The sequence below is a fragment of the Streptomyces sp. NPDC085927 genome (assembly GCF_044540975.1).
Taxonomy (GTDB): Bacteria; Actinomycetota; Actinomycetes; order Streptomycetales; family Streptomycetaceae; genus Streptomyces; species Streptomyces hirsutus.
Map to the genome: position 1 here is coordinate 195,100 of NZ_JBITSN010000005.1, position 18,887 is coordinate 213,986.

Annotated in this window: 13 protein-coding genes; 6 read left to right on the forward strand and 7 right to left on the reverse strand. The window is 72.5% G+C overall.

Features of this window, described 5'->3' with window-relative positions; translation table 11 throughout:
- Nucleotides 1-51: 51 nt before the first annotated feature.
- From ACIF80_RS15475 to ACIF80_RS15490, 4 genes are all read right to left on the reverse strand, one after another.
- On the reverse strand, nucleotides 52-2,880 hold the full coding sequence (locus ACIF80_RS15475; protein WP_399804423.1) for an NHLP bacteriocin export ABC transporter permease/ATPase subunit: 2,829 nt from the start codon (nucleotides 2,878-2,880) through the stop codon (nucleotides 52-54).
- Between the two features lies 1 nt (nucleotide 2,881).
- On the reverse strand, nucleotides 2,882-5,107 hold the full coding sequence (locus ACIF80_RS15480; protein ID WP_399804426.1) for an NHLP family bacteriocin export ABC transporter peptidase/permease/ATPase subunit: 2,226 nt from the start codon (nucleotides 5,105-5,107) through the stop codon (nucleotides 2,882-2,884).
- Nucleotides 5,104-5,910 carry an HlyD family efflux transporter periplasmic adaptor subunit gene (locus tag ACIF80_RS15485; protein ID WP_399804429.1) on the reverse strand — a complete coding sequence of 269 codons (807 nt, stop codon included), beginning with the start codon at nucleotides 5,908-5,910 and terminating at the stop codon, nucleotides 5,104-5,106. The genes ACIF80_RS15480 and ACIF80_RS15485 overlap by 4 nt, the downstream gene beginning before the upstream one ends.
- A 179-nt stretch (nucleotides 5,911-6,089) precedes the next feature.
- A complete protein-coding gene (locus ACIF80_RS15490; RefSeq protein ID WP_399804432.1) occupies nucleotides 6,090-6,305 on the reverse strand; it encodes a type A2 lantipeptide in 216 nt (71 codons plus the stop codon).
- Between the two features lie 638 nt (nucleotides 6,306-6,943).
- Here ACIF80_RS15490 and ACIF80_RS15495 point away from each other — a divergent pair.
- The 6 genes from ACIF80_RS15495 to ACIF80_RS15520 all read left to right on the forward strand — a co-directional run bounded on the left by ACIF80_RS15495 (nucleotide 6,944) and on the right by ACIF80_RS15520 (nucleotide 15,253).
- The gene (locus ACIF80_RS15495; RefSeq protein ID WP_399804434.1) at nucleotides 6,944-8,338 is read left to right on the forward strand and encodes a S1 family peptidase; all 1,395 of its coding nucleotides are present in this window, start codon (nucleotides 6,944-6,946) and stop codon (nucleotides 8,336-8,338) included.
- A gap of 404 nt (nucleotides 8,339-8,742) precedes the next feature.
- The gene (locus ACIF80_RS15500) at nucleotides 8,743-11,196 is read left to right on the forward strand and encodes a SpoIIE family protein phosphatase (RefSeq protein ID WP_399804437.1); all 2,454 of its coding nucleotides are present in this window, start codon (nucleotides 8,743-8,745) and stop codon (nucleotides 11,194-11,196) included.
- Nucleotides 11,197-11,525: 329 nt separating this feature from the next.
- A complete protein-coding gene (locus tag ACIF80_RS15505) occupies nucleotides 11,526-12,593 on the forward strand; it encodes a glucose-1-phosphate thymidylyltransferase (RefSeq protein ID WP_399804440.1) in 1,068 nt (355 codons plus the stop codon).
- Entirely contained in the window at nucleotides 12,590-13,579 is a 990-nt protein-coding gene (gene rfbB / locus ACIF80_RS15510; protein WP_399804443.1) for a dTDP-glucose 4,6-dehydratase, read from the forward strand. The genes ACIF80_RS15505 and rfbB overlap by 4 nt, the downstream gene beginning before the upstream one ends.
- Nucleotides 13,576-14,463 (forward strand): dTDP-4-dehydrorhamnose reductase, encoded by an 888-nt coding sequence (gene rfbD / locus ACIF80_RS15515; protein ID WP_399804446.1) that lies wholly within the window; start codon nucleotides 13,576-13,578, stop codon nucleotides 14,461-14,463. Before rfbB ends, rfbD begins: the two co-directional genes overlap by 4 nt.
- A complete protein-coding gene (locus ACIF80_RS15520) occupies nucleotides 14,450-15,253 on the forward strand; it encodes a class I SAM-dependent methyltransferase (RefSeq protein ID WP_399804448.1) in 804 nt (267 codons plus the stop codon). Before rfbD ends, ACIF80_RS15520 begins: the two co-directional genes overlap by 14 nt.
- Here ACIF80_RS15520 and rfbC read toward each other — a convergent pair.
- From rfbC to ACIF80_RS15535, 3 genes are all read right to left on the reverse strand, one after another.
- Nucleotides 15,243-15,851: a dTDP-4-dehydrorhamnose 3,5-epimerase gene (rfbC, locus tag ACIF80_RS15525; RefSeq protein ID WP_399804450.1), complete on the reverse strand. Its 609-nt coding sequence runs from the start codon at nucleotides 15,849-15,851 to the stop codon at nucleotides 15,243-15,245. The genes ACIF80_RS15520 and rfbC overlap by 11 nt on opposite strands.
- 3 nt (nucleotides 15,852-15,854) lie before the next feature.
- Entirely contained in the window at nucleotides 15,855-17,792 is a 1,938-nt protein-coding gene (locus ACIF80_RS15530; RefSeq protein ID WP_399804452.1) for a glycosyltransferase family 2 protein, read from the reverse strand.
- A gap of 359 nt (nucleotides 17,793-18,151) precedes the next feature.
- A complete protein-coding gene (locus tag ACIF80_RS15535) occupies nucleotides 18,152-18,835 on the reverse strand; it encodes an SRPBCC family protein (RefSeq protein WP_399804455.1) in 684 nt (227 codons plus the stop codon).
- Nucleotides 18,836-18,887 lie beyond the last annotated feature (52 nt).

Here is an 18,887-nt window from a genome sequence, read left to right on the forward strand (position 1 = left end):
CGTGTCCGGGGGCGGGTGTCCGGGGCTCGTGGCCGCGGACACCCGCCCGTGTCACGCCAGCTGACGCCGCACCAGCTCGTGCAGCCGGCCGCCCGGGTCGGCGAGCAGCCGGGCCGGCGGTCCCTGCTGGACCACCTTGCCGTCCTCCATCACCACCACCCGGTCCGCGTCCATCACCGTGGACAGCCGGTGGGCGATGACGACCCGGGTCGCCCGGAGCGCCTTGGTGCTCTCGATCACCGTGCGCTGCGTCTCGTTGTCCAGGGCGCTGGTCGCCTCGTCGAAGAAGAGGATGCGCGGCCGGCGGATCAGCGCCTGGGCGATCATCAGCCGCTGCCGCTGGCCGCCGGAGACCGCGCCGCTGCCCGAGACGATGGTGTGCAGTCCCATCGGCATCCGCTTGATGTCCTCGGCGAGCCCCGCCATCTCGGCCGCCGCCATCGCCTCCTCGGGCGTGTACGGCTCGGTGCCGCAGATGACGTCCAGGAGGGAGCCGGTGAACGGCTGGGCGTGCTGGAGCACCACACCGCACTGGCGGCGTACCGCCGACCGGTCGAGCGCGGCCAGGTCCTGACCGTCGTACAGCACACTCCCCGACAGCGGCCGGTCGAAGCCGATGAGCAGCCGGAGCAGTGTGGACTTGCCGCAGCCGCTGGGGCCGACGACCGCCACGAACTCGCCCGGCCGGGCCTCGAAGGAGACGTCGTCGAGGACCAGCGGACCGTCGTCCGAGTACCGGAAGGACACCCGCCGCGCCTCGATCGCCCCGCTCAGCGGGCCCGGCCGGGTGCTGCCCGCCCGTACCTCGGGCGTCGCGTCCAGCACCGGCCGGATCTGCTCGAACAGCGGCAACGCGGCCACCCCGGAGACGAACGCGCCGGTCAGCTGGGTGACCGAGGTCAGCACCATCGTCACCGACGTGTTGAAGGTGAGGAACTCGGCCGCCGTCATCGAACCGCGCGCCGGACCCGCCAGCAGCATGAACATCGCCAGCGTGCACAGCGGCAGATAGACCGCGCCCAGCACCGCCGTCAGATTCTTGATCCGGCCGGCCTTCTGCTGGAGCTCCCGGCTGCGGGCGAACTCGGACGCCCACGCCCCGTACGCGTAGTTCTCCGCCGCCGCCACCCGCAGCTTGGGCAGGCCGCGCAGCGTCTGGAAGGCCTGGTTGTTCAGCTTGTTGGTGAGCACCACCAGGCGCCGCTGCCACCGCACCTGCCACAGCCCGAGCCCCGTGAACACCGCGGCGACGGCGAGCAGCATCCCGATCGCGGCCAGCGCCATCGGCACGCTGAACCACAGCAGCAGCCCCAGGTTCACCGCACCGACGGTGACGGACTGGGCGACCGTCGGCCCGACACCGGCCAGCAGCCGGCGGATCGCGCTGATGCCCATGGCCGCGCTCGCCAGCTCGCCCGTCGAACGCTCGGTGAAGAACGACGTCGGCAGTCGCAGCAGCCTGTCCCACACGGCGGGCTGGAGCGTGGCCTCCACCCGGCCCTCCAGCCGCAGCAGGGTGAGGTTCTGCAGCAGCATGAAGGCGGCGGCCACCACACTGCTGAGGATCACCGCGAGACACACCTGCGCGATCAGCCCGGTCTGCGCCTTCGGCACGAACTCGCCGAGCACCTTCCCGGTCGCGACCGGCACCAGCGCCCCGAGCGCCACGGTCACCAGCCCGCTGAGCAGCAGCCCGGTCAGATCGCCCCGGGTGCCCGCCATGCAGAACCGCATCAGCCGCAGCGGGCCGAGCCGCTGCTCGGGCAGCGGCCGGTAGAACATCACCGCGTGCGGCTCGAACTCCGCGGCGTTGGCCTTCTCCACCGGTGTCTCGCGCCCCGTCGCGGGATGCACCGCGACATAGCCGCCGCGCCGCCACAGCAGCGCCACCGGCGCCCCGGACAGCGCCCGGTGCCCCACCAGCGGCCCGACGTCGTCCCGCCACCAGTGGCCGTCCAGCCGTACGGCACGCGTGCGCAGCCGGGACGCGAGGGCGATCCGCTCGACCGGATCGAGACGGTCGCCGCCGGTGCCCGACCGGGCCGGCTCGGCGAGCGGGATCCCGGCCGTCCGGGCGACCAGCTTGCAGGCCGCGTACGTGGCGTCCGCGTCGGCCGCGGTCGTCCCCTTCGACGACCGCTTGCCGATCGAGGCGAGCAGTGTCCGGTCGGCCTGGGCGCGGACCGCCTCACCGGCCCTGATGCCCTCCGCGGTCCGCGTCTCGTGGGTGTGCTCGAGCTGCTCGATCCAGCGGTCCAGTGTGGTCATCAGCCGGTACTGCTGCTCGACCAGGCTCTGCCACAACGCGGAGTCCATCAGCAGGTCGGCCGCCGCCTCGGCCCCGTACCGCGAGCCGTACTGCACGCTGCCCGGCGGCACCTGCATCCAGAACACGTCGTCGTCGCCGGGCGCGGCGGCCCGCTCGGTGGCCATCGGCGCCTGGAACAGCACCGACAGACTGCGGCCGACACCGAGGGCGAGGGCGTACTCCAGCGGGCTGGTCGTCGGCGGGACGTACTGCGGGGTTCCGTACTCGTCGTACGACCAGGTCTGGGTGCCCGCGCCCTGGTACAGCTCGCGCAGGCCGATCCGGTGCACCACGCAGTCCCGCAGCGGGCGGGCCACGAGCGTGTGCCGCGGCCCCGCCCCCGGACCGAGCAGCAGCGAGCCCGCCTCCAGCCGGCCCAGATGGTGCCAGTGGCCCTGTTCCTCGGCGTCGACCGCGAACAGGTCCACCGCGCCTGACACGATCAGCCACAGCGTCTGCGGCCCCGCCAGGTCCAGCCGGCCGAACCCGGCACAGTCCACCCGGGTGCCCAGCGCCCCGAGCGCGCCCAGCACGAGGTCGCCCCCGTGCCCCTCCTGCACGGTCGTCGTCATCTCAGCGCTCCCTGACCAGCGCGGCGTACGCGCCACCGCGTGCCACCAACTCCTCGTGCCGCCCGCGCTCCACGACCGTGCCGTGGTCGAGGACGACGATCTCGTCGCTGTCCCGGACCGTGCTCAGCCGGTGCGCGATCACCACACAGGCACAGCCGCGGCGACGCAGGTTGTCCATCACGACCAGCTCGGTCTCGGCGTCCAGCGCGCTGGTCACCTCGTCCAGGACCAGGATGCTCGGCCGCCGCACCAGCGCCCGCGCGATCTCCAGCCGCTGGCGCTGCCCGCCGGAGAAGTTCCGGCCGTCCTGCTCGACCCGGCTGTGGATGCCGCCAGGGCGGCGGGCGATCACGTCGTACAGGGCCGCGTCCCGAAGCGCCTCCACCACCGCCTCGTCCGGGATCGACGGGTCCCACAGCGCCACGTTGTCGCGGACGGTGCCCTCGAAGAGGAACACGTCCTGGTCGACGAAGGACACGGACGCGGCCAGCGTCCCGCGCGGGATGTCCTCGATGCGCCGGTCGTCGATCCGGATCACCCCTTCCCAGGGCGCGTACAGCCCCGAGATCAGGCGCGACACCGTCGACTTGCCGCTGCCGGAACCGCCGACCAGCGCCACCTGCCGGCCCGGGCCGACCGTCAGGTCGAAACCGGTCAGCAGTGGCTTGTCCAGCGGGTTGTAGCCGAAGGTGATGTCCTGCAGCTCCACATGCCCGTGAAGCCGGCGCGTCGAGTCGCCGGCTGCGGCACGGTCGTGGAGCGGGTCGGCCCGGAAGTTCTCCACGTCCTTCAGCCGGGCCACGTCGGCGGCGAAGTCCTGGATGCGGCCCGCGACTCCGTTCAGCCGGGTCAGCGGCGCCGTGAACCGGGCGACCAGCGCCTGGAAGGCGACCAGCAGGCCGACCGTGATGTGCCCCTCGACCGCCCGCAGGCCGCCGATCCACAGGATCAGCGCGCTGTTCAGGGTGGCGAGCGTCGGCGCGACCACACCGAGCCACGCGGTCGGCACCCCGAGCCGCTGCTGCTCCTCCAGCGTGGTGGCGTGCTGTCCCGCCCACTTGCGGAAGTAGCCGTCCTCGCCGCCGGTCGCCTTCATCGTCTCGATCAGCTGCAGACCGGTGTACGCCGTGTTGGTGAGCCGCGCGGCGTCCGCGCGCAGTTTCGCCGTACGGGTCGCGCGCAGCCGGATGACGATCCGCATCGCCAGAATGTTCAGCAGCGCCACCCCGACCCCGACGAAGGTCAGCTGCGGATCGTACGTGTACAGCAGCACCGCGTACAGCACGACCACCACCACGTCCACGCCGGCCGCCGAGAGGTCGCGGGACAGGGTTTCGGCCACGGCGTCGTTGGACTGCAGCCGCTGCACCAGGTCCGCCGGACTGCGCTGGCCGAAGAACGTCACCGGCAGGCGCAGCAGATGCCGCAGGAAGCGGGCGCTGGACAGGGTGGAGGAGATGATCCGGCCGCGCAGCAGATTGGCCTGCTGGAGCCAGGTCAGCACCAGGGTGAGCAGGACACAGGCGCCCATCGACGTGAACAGCACACCCAGCATCGACGTCTGCTGGCCGATCAGGAACTCGTCGATGAAGGTGCGGCTGAGCCCGGGCACCGCCGCGCCGACCGCCACCAGCAGCAGGCTCGACAGCACCACCGCGGGCATCGTCCCCGCCGTGCCGCGCAGCCGGGCCGGCATCGCGCCGAGGACACCCGGTCTGCGGCCGCCCCGGGTGAATTCCGGCCCGGGTTCCAGGACCAGGACGACACCGGTGAAACTGCCGTCGAACTCCTCCAGCGGCACGAAGCGGCGGCCCTTGCCCGGGTCGTTGACGAACACCCCGCGCCGCCCGAACCGGCGGCCCATGCCGTCGTAGACGACGTAGTGGTTGAACTCCCAGAACAGGATGGCCGGCGCCGTGACCTCGGCGAGGGCGGCCAGATCCATCTGCATGCCCTTGGCGGTCAGCCCGTAACCACGGGCCGCCTTCAGCACGTTACTGGCCCGTGAGCCGTCCCGGGAGACACCGCAGGCGATGCGCAGCTCCTCCAGCGGGACATGACGGCCGTAGTGGCCGAGCACCATCGCCAGCGAGGCGGCGCCGCACTCCACGGCCTCCATCTGGAGCACGGTGGGTGTCCGGACGGTTCTTCCGCGCGCCTTGGGCACCTTGCGCCGGGTGGGGGCGGCCCGCCTGCGGCCGCGGGTCTCCCGAGGGGCCGTCGTCATGGCAGCAGCCAGTCGACGGGGCGTTCGTCGGACAGCCGGACGGAGCCCGAGGCCAGGGTCATCGAGGTCAGGGGGAACGGTGGACCGTCCGCCGAGGACCACGTGTAACCGCTCTTGGTGGCGGACGACTTCTCCAGTTCGACCGTGACGGCCACCGGCCTGCCCTTCTTCGTGAACTGCTCGCCCAGCTGGCCGTCCCCGAGGAAGGCGGCGATCTGCCGGGCCGACTGCCCGGCGCGGTCCACCGACTTCACCCTGCCGCGCAGCACCCCGTACTCCTGGCTCGGCACCGACTGCACGGTGAGATCGACGGCCGCGCGCGCGGGGATACCGGCCGCGCTCTCGGCGGGGACGTACACCGTCGCGTACAACGGGTCCTCGGACCCGGAGACCTTCTCCACGGCGGCGACGTCCGCGCCGGTCCGGATGATCTGCCCGACGTCGGCGGCGAGCGTGGTGACCCGGCCCGGGTCCAGGGTCCGGACGACCGTGGCGCCCCGCTCGGTACGGACCTCGAGGACGGGGGAGTCGGCGGGCAGCCGCTCGCCCTGCTTCACGAGGACCGCGGTGACCTGGCCGGTGACCGGGCTCTGCAGTACGTAACTGCCCTGCCCGTGCGTCAGGACGGCGGGTGCGGTCACCGTGGAGGTCACCGATCCGGTCACCGCCCACACCGAGGCGGCGGCCATGGCGACCACGGTCACGGTGAGCACGAGCCAGCCCTGCGGCCGGGCGAAGCGCACCGGGAGGTCGAGCTCCTCGGGCGACTGGAGCTTGGCGAGGGCCTGTTGGCGGAACTGCACGGTTCTTCCCTCACCTGTGTGAACTCTGCGAAGGACGGAGACGGACTGCGGGGACCGGGACGGACTGCGGTGACCGGGACGGACTGTGAAGGGCCGTCAAGGACGGCGGGCGCCACGGAGGCAACGCCGAGCCCCGGAGCCGGGGGGCGGCTCCGGGGCTCGGCGGCACAAGGGCGCGATCAGAGACCGGCGACCAGGTTCGTGACCGGAGCGGTGTTCAGGCCGGTCACGCCCTCCACGGTGCCGACGGCCGTGTCGACCAGGCCGGCGACCGGGGCGATGCCGTCCACCGCGCCCGTGAGGGTGTTCACGGCGTTCACGGACAGGCCGCCGGAGACGCCGTCGAGCTCGGCGTCGGAGATCTCGACGGTCTCGACCTGGGAGGTGGAGTTCATGATGGAACTTCCCTTCATATGGATATGTCACAAGGGGGAGCGGCCTTCCGGGGACAGAGTGAAGGCCGCGGCCGCGGGCACCGGACCCCCGTCACCGGGTGTCCCGAACGGCCCTGCGGTGCGATGGATCAAAGCACGCCCCGGGTCCGGCCCTCCACTCGGCCAAACCTCTCACCAGGCAACTTGCGGCCGTGTCGCGCCCAAGAGTGCAGACAGGGCGACGGCCCGGTGGCGACTTCTTCACAGGGGTCACCGCATCGCCCCCTCCTACGGGTTGCGCCCCTCGGGAGGGAATCCGGCACAACGGACCCATGGGCACGAGAGGGACGGCCGGCCTGTGGAGGGCTCCCGGCTGCGGTGACCGGGCTGGGTATTCGATGTGCAGATTCGCCGAAGCCGTGATTCCGCACCCCGGGGGAGACGGAGCGTGCGTGTCCGGTCGCGGTACGTGTCGCCTCCGGGAGGGCTGCCGTACGCCGGGCCGGGGACCCCGGCCGGCCGATTCCGTGGCGCAAACCGACTGACCGCAAACGGATTTGAACGCGCCGAGGGACCTGTGCGTACCAACAGCCATCCAGGCGCCCCCGACAGCCGCCGGACGGCGGCACGACTCCGGTCCCCCCAGGAGGTCGAGAAGTTTGAGTCACAAGCGAATTCCGAAGCGCAAGGCCGCGATAGCGGTGGGTGGTGTGGTGGCGCTCGGCGCCGCCGCGCTCCTGCTCCCCCACGCCAGCGCGTCACAGGACGGCGCGTCGGGCGACGCGGCGGCCGCGCCGAAGACCCTCAGGGCGACGGATGCCTCGGACCTCGCCTCACAGCTCGCCGGGCTCCTCGGCGACGCGTTCGCCGGCTCCTACTACGACGGCGACAAGCAGCAGCTCGTCGTCAACGTAGTACCCGGCGACAACAACAACGTGATCGTGCAGGCGAAGAAGGCGGGCGCGACCGTCCGCGAGGTCGACAACAGCATGACCGAACTGGCCGAGGGCGAGCGGACGCTGAAGACCGAGGCCACCATCCCCGGCACCTCGTGGGCCGTCGACCCGCGCACCAACAAGATCCTGGTCACCGCCGACTCCACGGTGACCGGCGAGAAGTGGGACAGACTGGAGTCCACCGTGCAGGGCCTCGGCTCCGGCATGGCGACCATCAAGAAGTCCGAGGGCACGTTCAGGACCTTCGCCTCGGGCGGGGACGCGATCTTCTCCGGCGGCGCACGCTGCTCTCTCGGCTTCAACGTCACCGCGGACGACGGCGCGCCCGCCTTCCTGACCGCCGGTCACTGCGCGGTCGCGGCCGACGAGTGGTCCGACGCGCAGAACGGCCGGCCGATCGCCACCGTCGACCAGGCGGTCTTCCCCGGCGAGGGCGACTTCGCACTCGTCCGGTACGACGACCCGGCCACCGAGGCGCCGAGCGACGTCGACGTGGGCGGCCAGACGGTCCAGATCACCGAGGCCGCGGAGGCCACCGTCGGCCAGGAGGTGTTCCGGATGGGAAGCACCACCGGGCTCGCCGACGGCCAGGTCCTCGGACTCGACGCCACGGTGAACTACCCGGAGGGCACGGTCACCGGTCTCATCCAGACCGACGTCTGTGCCGAGCCCGGTGACAGCGGCGGCTCGATGTTCACCCAGGACGGCCTCGCGATCGGTCTGACCTCGGGCGGCAGCGGCGACTGCACCGTCGGCGGCGAGACCTTCTTCCAGCCGGTCACCACCGCCCTGGCGGCGGTCGGCGCGACCCTGGGCGAGGCCGGCGCGGGCGCCGGAGCCGGCGACCAGGCGGGTGGCGAAGAGGCCGGCGGTGAGGACGCCGGCGCCGGCGAGGCCGGAGAAGAGGGCGCCGGTACGGGCGAGGCCGGAGAAGAGGGCGCCGGTACGGGCGAGGCCGGAGAAGAGGGCGCCGGTACGGGCGACCAGGCCGGCGAAGCCGGCGGCGAGGAAGCGGGCCAGGACGACGGAACCGGTTACGGTGCCGGCCAGGGCGCCGAGGACGGCACGGGCGACGACGGCCTGACCGAGACCCACTGACCGAATCCCGCTGACCGCCCCCGGCGCTTCTGCACCGGCCCTGGTCGCCCCCCGGCACAGCCGAAGACGGACCGGGCCGGACCGGGCCGGGCCGGGTCGAGCAGGCCGGGCCGGGCCCATCGCCGCCCCCGGTCCACCACGGAACACCGTGGTGGACCGGGGGCGGCGGCACGCCGGTACGCGCGGGCGTCCCGCACGCCGACGGCCGAGGTACGCAGCACCTGGCTGCCGGGGACCGGCACGGACATCGGTGTCCGTCGAACCGCGCTCCAGGGCCGACGGACCCGGGTGCCCGCGGTGGCCGAGGTGTCCAGCAGCTGCGCCGTGGCGGTGCCGGCGGCCCGCACCGGTGGAGGGCGACGTAATGCCGCAGGGGGCTGCGCAAGTGTCGTACAAGCGCTGTAATGGCCAACGTGGTCGGTGAGGGCGCTGCGGGACGCAGCACGAGAACGCTGCGCGCGGAAGGTGCCCTCGCGACGATCACCACCGAGCCGGAGTCGCCGGACCGGGCACGCCGGGTCCTGGAACAGGCCCTGGTCTTCGCCGGCGCCGCCTTCGTCGCCGTGTACACGCCCAGCGAGGACGGCGAGCAGCTGCGCCTGGTGGAGTCGGCCGGTGTACCGCGGACCCTGTGCGGGGTGCGGGACAGCTATTCCGTCGCCGGGCACTCCCCGGCCGCCGAGGCCGTACGCGGCGGCCGGCCGGTGTGGCTCGGCCCCGAGGAACTCGCCGCCCAGGCCCAGGCACGGCGCGTCCCGGCCCGCGACTTCTCCCTCGCCGCCCTGCCCGTGCACCACGAGGCCGGCGGCTGCCTGCTCGCCGTCAGCGAGCGCCCCGGCGGCTTCGACCCCGACGACCGCGTCTGCCTCGGGCTCGTCGCCGGCGCGGTCGCCCTCCCCGGGCGGCAGCCCACGGCCGACAGTGACGGCGAGCCGGCGCCGGACGCCTTCGTCCTCGCCATGGACACCGGACGGGTCCGGGTGGGCGACGGCATCCTGGACCTCTTCGGCCTCGGCCCGGACGACTTCGACGGCCGCGTCGAGACGCTCATAAGCCTGACGGTGCCGGAGGACCTGCCCTCCGTGATGTCGGTCGTCGAGTCCGACCACATGACCATCGGTGAGCGCGAGCTGGATTTCCGGGTCGCGCAGCCCGCCGGTCCACCGAAGTGGCTCAGGCTGCGCGGCCGGCTGCTGCCGGGAGGGGAGGGCCGTCCGGCCCGCCTGGTGGGCTCCGTCGCCGACGCCTCCACACTGCGCACCGACGTCACCGACGTGGCCCGGGTGCAGCGCCTGGCCACCGCACTCGCCACGGCGGTCACCGTCCGCGACGTCGGCAAGGCCGTGGTGGCGGCCCTGCGCGGACCGCTCAGGGCCGACCGGATCGCGGTCGCCGAACTGGAGAGCGACCGGCTCGTCGTCGTCGTTCTCGACCCGCCGGAACCGGACGCCTGGCCGGACCTGTGGCGTGCCGAGTGGCGCGCCGAGTGGCCCGACGCGCCCGTGCGCACCATGCCCACCCTCGCCGCCGTCCTGCGCGAGGGCCGGGCCCGGATCTGGTCCGCGGACAGCGCCCTGGAGACCTCCCTCGCCGAGGTCGGGCCGGGCGGTCTCGCCATGCTGCCGCTGTCCGCGGGCAACCGGACGGCCGGCGCCTGCCTCATCGGCTGGGACGCCCCGCACGACTTCGGCGCCGACGAGCGTGCCCTGCTCACCGCCGCCGCCGGTCTCGCCGGGCAGGCCCTCATGCGGGCCCGCGCCTTCGACGCCGAGCACGAACTGGTCGGCATGCTCCAGCGCCAGCTGCTGCCGCGCCGGCTGCCCCGGCTGCCCGGCGCGGTCGCCGTCGCCCGCTACCTGCCCAGCACCGCGGGCCTCGAACTCGGCGGCGACTGGTACGACGTGATTCCGCTGCCCGACAACCACGTCGCCCTGGTCATCGGCGACGTCCAGGGCCACAGCGCAGGTGCCGCCACCCTCATGGGGCAGATGCGCACCGCGCTGCGCGCCTACGCCGTCGAGGGGCACACGCCCGACGTGGTGGTGTCGCACGCCAACCGGCTGCTCGTGGACATGGAGAGCGACCTCTTCGCCACCTGCTGCTATGTCGAGGTCGACCTGGAACAGGGCTCCGGCTGGTGCGTGCGCGCCGGGCATCTGCCGCCGGTGCTGCGCCACCCGGACGGCAGTACCGAGATCACGGAGTCGGAGGGCGGGCCACCGCTCGGCGTCATGGCCCAGGCCGACTTCCCGATGAGCCCCCTGAGGCTGCGGCCCGGCACGGTGGTCGCCCTCACCACGGACGGCCTGGTCGAGTCCGCCGAGGCCGACATCGACGAGGGCATGGACCACCTCGCCCGTCGGCTGGCCGCCGCCGACCCGGCCGACCTGGGGCTGGTCGCCGACGGCCTGCTCGGCAGGGCCCCGCGCAGTGACGACGTGGCCCTGCTGCTGATGCGCTACGAGGGCATGACCCTGCGCCCGCTGCGGGAGACCTGGACGGTGTGGCGGGTGCCGCAGGCCGTCGGTCACGCCCGCCGCTTCACCCGGCGCACCCTGCGTTCCTGGGGCGTGGGCGAGGACCACGACGCCGCCCTGCTCGTCGTCTCCGAACTGGTCACCAACGCGCTCGTGCACACCGAGGGGCAGGTCCGCCTCGATCTCACCCTCGTCGGCGACCGGCTCCGCCTCGCGGTCGCCGACGCATCGCCCCGCAGTCCCGCCAAGCCGAACAGCATCGGCTGGGAGGCCACCGGCGGCCGCGGCATCCTGCTCGTCGAGGCCCTGTCGGCTGCCTGGGGGACGCTGCCGGTCAGCGGCGGCAAACAGGTGTGGGCGGAACTCGGCACGCACCGGTGAGCAGCCGCAGCTCCGGCCGCCGACAACACTCCCGGCACCGCTGTCATCCCTTCGGGTGACACGCCGCCGAGCGCGCGTCCCGGTCCCGAGCCCGCCGTCACCGGCCCGGTCCGCCTCCGTACCCCGCCCGCCCGGACCGCACCGTGGAACCCGCCGTCCGCACACGGGCGTTGACGCACGGGCCCGGGACGGGCCGGCGCGTCCGCGCGGCGCGAATCAGCGGTCATCGGCCGAAAACGCCGTGGCTGGACGGGTCTCATCGGGGATTTCGTAATGAACCGTTAAAACAAGTGATGTTCCCTGTGCCGCGCACCACTATGGTGAGGCAGATGAAGGCTCTCGTGCTGTCCGGCGGCGCCGGCACCCGGCTGAGGCCGATCACCCACACCTCGGCGAAGCAGTTGGTCCCCGTGGCCAACAAGCCCGTGCTCTTCTACGGGCTGGAATCGATCGCGGACGCCGGCATCACCGACGTCGGAATGATCGTCGGCGACACGGCCGAGGAGATCGAGAACGCGGTGGGTGACGGATCGAAGTTCGGCCTGCGCATCACCTACATCCCCCAGGAACGGCCCCTGGGGCTCGCCCACGCCGTGCTGATCGCCCGCGACTGGCTCGGGGACGACGACTTCGTGATGTACCTCGGCGACAACTTCATCGTCGGCGGCATCACCGGACTCGTCGACGAGTTCCGCCGGCACCGGCCCGACGCCCAGATCCTGCTCACCCACGTCGCCGACCCCCGCTCCTTCGGCGTCGCCGAGCTCGACGCGAGCGGACAGGTGATCGGCCTCGAGGAGAAACCCGAGCGTCCCAAGAGCGACCTCGCCCTGGTCGGCGTCTACCTGTTCACCCCCGCCATCCACGGCGCGGTGCGCGCCGTCAAGCCCTCCTGGCGCGGCGAACTCGAGATCACCCACGCCATCCAGCACCTGATCGACTCCCGCGCCGACGTGCGCTGCACGGTCATCCACGGCTACTGGAAGGACACCGGCAACGTCGTCGACATGCTGGAGGTCAACCGGTCGGTCCTCGAAGGGATCGAGCGCCGGATCGACGGCGAGGTGGACGAAGCCTCCGAGACCATCGGCCGGGTGGTGGTCGAGGAAGGAGCCCGCATCAGCAACTCGCGCATCGTCGGCCCCGCCGTCATCGGCGCCGGCACGGTCGTCGGCGACTCCTACGTCGGACCCTTCACCTCCGTCGCGGAGAACTGCCGGATCACCGACAGCGAACTCGAATTCTCCATCGTGCTGCGGGACTCCTCGATCGACGGCGTCCGCCGCATCGAGTCCTCACTGATCGGCCGCCACGTCGAGGTGACCCCGGCCCCCAGCGTCCCCAGCGCCCACCGATTCGTCCTCGGAGACCACAGCAAGGTGCAGATCCACACATGAACCTCCTCGTCACCGGAGCCGCCGGCTTCATCGGCTCCCGCTACGTCCGTACGCTGCTCGCCGCCGACGCGCCCGACGCCGCCGACGCGCCGAGGATCACGGTGCTGGACGCGCTCACCTACGCCGGCACCCTCGACAACCTCGAACTCGACCACCCGCGGCTGGAGTTCGTCCACGGCGACATCCGCGACGCCGACCTCGTCGGCAAGCTGACCGCCGAGGCGGACCAGGTGGTCCACTTCGCCGCCGAGTCGCACGTCGACCGCTCCATCCTCACCGCCTCCGACTTCGTCCTCACCAACGTGCTCGGCACCCAGGTCCTCCTCGACGCCGCCCTGCGTCACGGCGTGGACACCTTCGTGCACGTCTCCACCGACGAGGTCTACGGGTCGATCGCGTCGGGCTCGGCGACCGAGGCGTACCCGCTCGAACCCAGCTCCCCGTACTCCGCCTCCAAGGCCTCCTCCGACCTCCTCGCCCTCGCCTACCACCGCACCCACGGCCTGGACGTCCGCGTCACCCGCTGCTCCAACAACTACGGCCCGCACCAGTTCCCCGAGAAGGTGATCCCGCTCTTCGTCACCAACCTCCTCGACGGCGCGAAGGTCCCGCTCTACGGCGACGGCCTCAACGTCCGCGACTGGCTGTACGTCGACGACCACTGCGCCGGCATCGACCTCGTGCGGACCCGGGGCAGGGCCGGCGAGGTCTACAACATCGGCGGCGGCACCGAACTCACCAACAAGGACCTCACCGGCCTCCTCCTCGAAGCCTGCGGCGCCGGCTGGGACCGGGTCGAGCACGTCGAGGACCGCAAGGGCCACGACCTGCGCTACTCCGTCGACTGGACCAAGGCCCGCGACGAACTCGGCTACCACCCCCGCCACGACTTCACCGCCGGCCTCGCCGAGACCGTCGCCTGGTACCGCGACAACCGTGCCTGGTGGGAGCCGCTCAAGCAGCGCGTCAGCGGAGGAAAGCCATGAAATGGCTGGTCACCGGAGCGGGCGGGATGCTCGGCCGGGACACCGTCGACGAACTGACCCGGCGCGGCGAACAGGTGACCGGCCTCGACCGGACCGCCCTCGACATCACCCGGGCCGAGGCCGTCGAGCGCGCGCTGTCCGAGCACCGCCCCGGCATCGTGGTCAACTGCGCCGCGTACACCGCCGTCGACGACGCCGAGACCGACGAGGAACGCGCCACCCTGGTCAACGGCGACGGACCGCGCCTGCTGGCCCGCGCCTGCGCCGCGCACGGCGCCCGGCTGATCCACGTCTCCACCGACTACGTCTTCTCCGGCGACGCCCGCGCCACCCCCTATCCCGAGGACCACCCGACCGCCCCGCGCACCGCCTACGGCCGCTCCAAGCTGGCCGGCGAGCGCGCCGTGCTGGAGGAGCTGCCCGGCGCGAGCGCCGTCGTGCGCACCGCCTGGCTGTACGGGGTCCACGGCACCAGCTTCGTGCGGACGATGATCGGTCTCGAGGCCCGCCGCCCCACCGTCGACGTCGTCGACGACCAGCGCGGGCAGCCCACCTGGAGCGCGGACGTCGCCGCCCGCATGGCCGACCTCGGCCCCCGCGTCGGCGACGACGTGCACGGCGTCCTGCACGCCACCAGCTCCGGCGAGGCCACCTGGTACGACCTGGCCCGGGAGGTGTTCCGGCTGATCGGCGCCGACCCCGACCGGGTGCGGCCCACCACCGGAGCGGCCTTCCCCCGGCCCGCACCACGTCCCGCGTACAGCGTCCTCGCGCACGACCGCTGGCAGGACATCGGCCTGCCGGCACCGCGTGACTGGCGCGTCGCCCTGCACGAAGCACTGCCCCGCATCCGCAAGGAGAGTCCCCTTCGTGAAACGCCATGAGTTCCTGCGCGCACTGCACAAGGCCAGCGCCAACCGCAACTACCTGGAGATCGGCGTCAACGACGGCCGCAGCCTGCGCCTGTCACGCGTCCCCAGCATCGCGGTCGACCCCGCCTTCAAGGTCGTCTCGGAACTGAAGTGCGACGTCCACCTGGTCAAGGCCACCAGTGACGACTTCTTCGCCCGCGACAACCCGCTGGCCCACCTCAAAGGCGGCCGGCACCCGCTGCGCAACCTCCGCCGCGGCCGCAGCCCCATCGGACACTGGCGGCGCACCACGCTCGACCTGTCCTTCATCGACGGCATGCACCTGTTCGAATACGCCCTGCGCGACTTCATGAACGTCGAGAAGCACTCCGACTGGTCCAGCGTGATCGTCCTCGACGACATGCTGCCGCGCAGCGTCGACGAGGCTGCCCGGGACCGCCACACCACGGCCTGGACCGGGGACGTCTACAAGATCACCGAGGTGCTGGCGCGCTACCGCCCCGATCTGGTGACGGTCCTCGTCGACACCCAGCCCACCGGCCAGCTCGTGATCTTCGGTGCCGACCCGGACAACACCGTGCTGCACGACAAGTACGACGAGATCATGGCCGAGTACAAGGTGCCCGACCCGCAGAAGGTGCCCGAGGCGATCCTGGAGCGGGCCGGCGCGGTGCCCCCCGAGGCGCTGATCGAGGCCGGCTTTTGGCGCCCGCTCACCCAGGCCCGCAACCGCGGTCTGTCGCGGCGCCTGGGCTGGGAGCCCCTGCGCCGCGCGCTCGACCAGGTCGGCGTCAGCCGCTGAGCCCCCTGCCGCGCAGCTCCTCGTAGCGTGCGCGGCAGGCCTCGTACGACGGCAGCAGGCCGAGGCGCTCCGCCTCGGCCAGCGTCGGAGCCTGCCCGTCCTTCGGCGACAGCACCGGGTCGATGCCCTGCGGCCACTCGATGCCCAGGGCCGGGTCCAGCGGGTGCACCCCGTGCTCACGGCCCGGCGCGTAGCCCGTCGAGCACAGGTACACCACCGTCGCGTCGTCGGTGAGCGCCATGAAGGCGTGCCCCAGCCCCTCGGCGAGGAACACCGCGTGCCGGCTGTCGTCGTCCAGCCGCACGGCCTCCCAGCTCCCGTACGCCGGTGACCCCACCCGCAGGTCCACCACCACGTCGAGCACCGCGCCGCGCACACAGGTCACGTACTTGGCCTGACCGGGCGGCACGTCCGCGAAATGCACCCCGCGCAGCACGCCGCGGCGCGACACCGAGCAGTTGGCCTGCGCCAGCGACAGGTCGTACCCCGTCGCCTCGCGGAATTCCTCACCGCGGAACCACTCGTGGAAACTGCCCCGGTCGTCCGGGAACACCTTGGGCTCCAGTACCCAGGCACCTTCCAGGTCCAGTGCGCGCACCGGTCACCGCCTCCCCTTGATCAGCGGCGCCACCCTCGCACGGACGGCGCCGAGCACCCGCCGCGCCCTGCGCAGCAGTTTCTTTCCGGTACCGGGGCGCGGAACCTGCACCACCAGCACCCCGCCCCGGCCGGCGTGGAGCGCGAACGGCAGGCCGCCGAACCGCGGTTCGGCGGCCTCCGGGTCCAGACAGAGCGCCACCCGCCAGACACCGCGGGGGAGACCCGGGGGCAGCGTCGCCTCCAGCCACGACCCCGGCCGTTCCGGCTCGGCTGTCAGCGCGCCCGGCACGTACAGGGTCCGGCCCGCGGAGGTGAACCGGAGCCGCACCGGAGTGCCGTCCGCCGCGTGCAGCGGAATCCGGGCGCGCAGGCGCGCCCCGGACACCGAGACGTCCGGCCGCCGCACCTGACCGAGGCCGAGCCGTCTGCCCTTCACCCCGACGTCCAGGGAGAGGTTGCCGTGCGGCTCCGTCCAGTACGGCAGGACCGCCCGGCCCTCCCTCACCCCCGCGTACGGCTCCGGGCGGGTGGCGCGCGGGGCCGGGCCCAGGCGGCACTCCTTGGTCCAGCCGCCGAGCTTGAGCCGCACGACGGCGTCCCAGGCCCCGTCACCCGGCAACACGGCCGGGTCGACCGTGGCCGTGGCCCGCAGCACCAGCCGCACCCGCTCCCCGTCGTCGACCGGAACCGTCTCCCGGGTGAACTCCACGGGCTGGAAGTACTGGGCGGAGCTGGCGCGTTCACGCAGCAGCAGATCGGCGGTGGCCTGGTCGAAGCGGGCCACGGTCTCCGTGCCGATCCACGCCACCGCCTCCTCCACGTTCTTCGGCGTGTCGGTCAGCGGGGCACGGTCGGCATCGGCGGGGAACGTCATCGGCTCGCCCCCGGAGGCGTATTCGGCGGTGAAGCCGAGGCGCAGCGAACCGTCCGCCCACTCCATGCTCGTGGGCGCCGTGGCCGGCACGACCCCCGCCTCCCATTCGGCGAGCGCCACCACGTCGTCGTACCGGTCCGCCGCCGTCAGCGAGGCGACGACCTGCTGCGTCGGCTGCAGCCCGGCCGCGACGCCGGGTCCGAACCGCTCGACCACCACCTTGTGGATCTCCCCGAACAACTCCCTGCGGTAGTCGTCGGGCAGGCCCAGCAGCCGCTTGGCGCGCAGCCGTTCCACCATCTCCACCCGCAGCCAGCGGCGGAACAGCCGGTCACGCACCGGGCCGGGCTCGGTGTAGCGCTCGACCACGTCGAGCGCCTCGCGGAGGTTGGTGAAGTAGCCCACCGGGTCGAAGCGCTGGAAACCGGCGTTGGAGGCGTCGTCGCGCCGGATGTGGTAGTAGCAGACGTAGTCACTGAGGACGGAGACGTTGGCCGCGCGCAGATACGCCTCGGTGACGAAGACGTGGTCCTCCAGACGCCGCCGCCCCTCGGGGAACCGCAGCCCGGTCTCGTCGAGGAACGCCCGGCGGAACATCTTGTGCGGGGTGAGGCTGTCGATCAGCGGAGCGTTCTCCACCGTGGCCCGCGGATGGCTGCGGCGGAACAGTTCCACCGGCACACTGCGGTTCTTGCCTGCCATCTTGCCCACGACGACGTCCGCGCCGTTGGCCACCCCGTACGCGTACATCCGCTCCAGGGCTTCGTCGCCCAGGTAGTCGTCGTTGTCGACGAACATCACGAACTCGCCCCGGGCGGCGGCGATCCCGACGTTGCGCGGCTTGCCGGACCAGCCGGAGTTCTCCTGGTGGATCACCCGCATCCGGGGGTCCTCGGCGGCCAGCCGGTCGAGCCGTGCGGAAGTCCCGTCGGTGGAGCCGTCGTCGACGAAGATCGCCTCGTACTCCTCGGGAGGCAGGGACTGCCGTCGCAACGAGGAGATGCAGTCCTCGATGTAGATCCCCGGGTTGTACACGGGGACGATGACGCTGACCTTGACCGGCATCTGGATATGTGGCCCTTCGGGTCGCTTGCCGTCGGACGGGCGGCTTGGTGCGCGTTGCCCGATCGTAACCCCGTGGCCACCCCGGTCCCGCCTTTCAAACGCCGTCGAGACCGTGCCGTGATCGTCCTTCGCACGCGGGGTCGATCAGCGTACGGAAAGGGGTATGTGAGGAGCGGTCAGCGATGGAAGGACCGGCGCCGGGAGGGCCGGACCGCTTCGTGTCGGTGGAAGCGGTCCGGACGCTGCGAGTAGATGCGCTTTTCACGGACCTCCTTCCGCGATCGGAGGTGCTACGAGCCCGATTACCCGCACCGGCACGGTCCACACATACCTTTTGCATCTATTTGTCGGCCCTGGTGTCAGGTGTGGCGCCGCCTGCAGATCCGCGCGACCAGCAGGCCCAGTACGACGGCACCCGCAAGCGCCGCGGCGGCCCGCTTGGCGACCGGCAGACCGGCGGTGCGCAGCAGGTCGAGGGGCTCGTCCGGCGGGGCCTCGGCACGCCGGACGGCCTGCGGCGCACCGGTCGCGACAGCCGCCCCCGGCGTATCGGCCGCACCGGTCTCTCCGGCCGCACCGGTCTCTCCGGCCACCCCGGGCGGCTGCGTCAGCTGTTCGGACAGGCAGGCGGCGAACCGGCCGATGACCCGCTCGCCGACCTCCGCCAGCACCCCGCGACCGAACTGCGCCGGCCGCCCGGTCACCGTCAGGTCGGTGCGCACCGACACCGCCGTGCCGCCGTCCTGCTCGCCGAGCGTCGCCGTGACGGTCGCCCGCGCGGTGCCCTGGCCCCTGGTCTCCCGGCCGCTGGCGACCAGCACCATCCGGTGGGCCGTCTCGTCCCGTTCCTCGAAGACGGCCGTGCCCCGGTAGGTCACGGTGACCGGACCCACCTTGACCTTGACCGAGCCGGTCACCGTCTTGCCGTCGTACTCCTCGACGGCCGCCCCCGGCAGACACGGCGCGACCCGTTCGATGTCGAGGAGCGCCGGCCAGGCGTCGTCGACCGGGACGGGAACGGTGAACTCGTGATGCAGTTCCATGTCTTCCACCTCGCGGTTCGGTTCTCGGGCGACCAGGGAAAGGGGCAGGGAC

Excerpts from the sequence above, each read along its gene's own strand:
- ACIF80_RS15490 (WP_399804432.1), bottom strand. The coding sequence starts at position 6,305 with ATGAACTCCACCTCCCAGGTCGAGACCGTCGAGATCTCCGACGCCGAG.
- ACIF80_RS15500 (WP_399804437.1), top strand. The coding sequence starts at position 8,743 with ATGGCCAACGTGGTCGGTGAGGGCGCTGCGGGACGCAGCACGAGAACG.
- ACIF80_RS15505 (WP_399804440.1), top strand. The coding sequence starts at position 11,526 with ATGAAGGCTCTCGTGCTGTCCGGCGGCGCCGGCACCCGGCTGAGGCCG.
- rfbB (WP_399804443.1), top strand. The coding sequence starts at position 12,590 with ATGAACCTCCTCGTCACCGGAGCCGCCGGCTTCATCGGCTCCCGCTAC.
- rfbD (WP_399804446.1), top strand. The coding sequence starts at position 13,576 with ATGAAATGGCTGGTCACCGGAGCGGGCGGGATGCTCGGCCGGGACACC.
- ACIF80_RS15530 (WP_399804452.1), bottom strand. The coding sequence starts at position 17,792 with ATGCCGGTCAAGGTCAGCGTCATCGTCCCCGTGTACAACCCGGGGATC.
- ACIF80_RS15475 (WP_399804423.1), bottom strand. The coding sequence starts at position 2,880 with ATGACGACGACCGTGCAGGAGGGGCACGGGGGCGACCTCGTGCTGGGC.
- ACIF80_RS15480 (WP_399804426.1), bottom strand. The coding sequence starts at position 5,107 with ATGACGACGGCCCCTCGGGAGACCCGCGGCCGCAGGCGGGCCGCCCCC.
- ACIF80_RS15535 (WP_399804455.1), bottom strand. The coding sequence starts at position 18,835 with ATGGAACTGCATCACGAGTTCACCGTTCCCGTCCCGGTCGACGACGCC.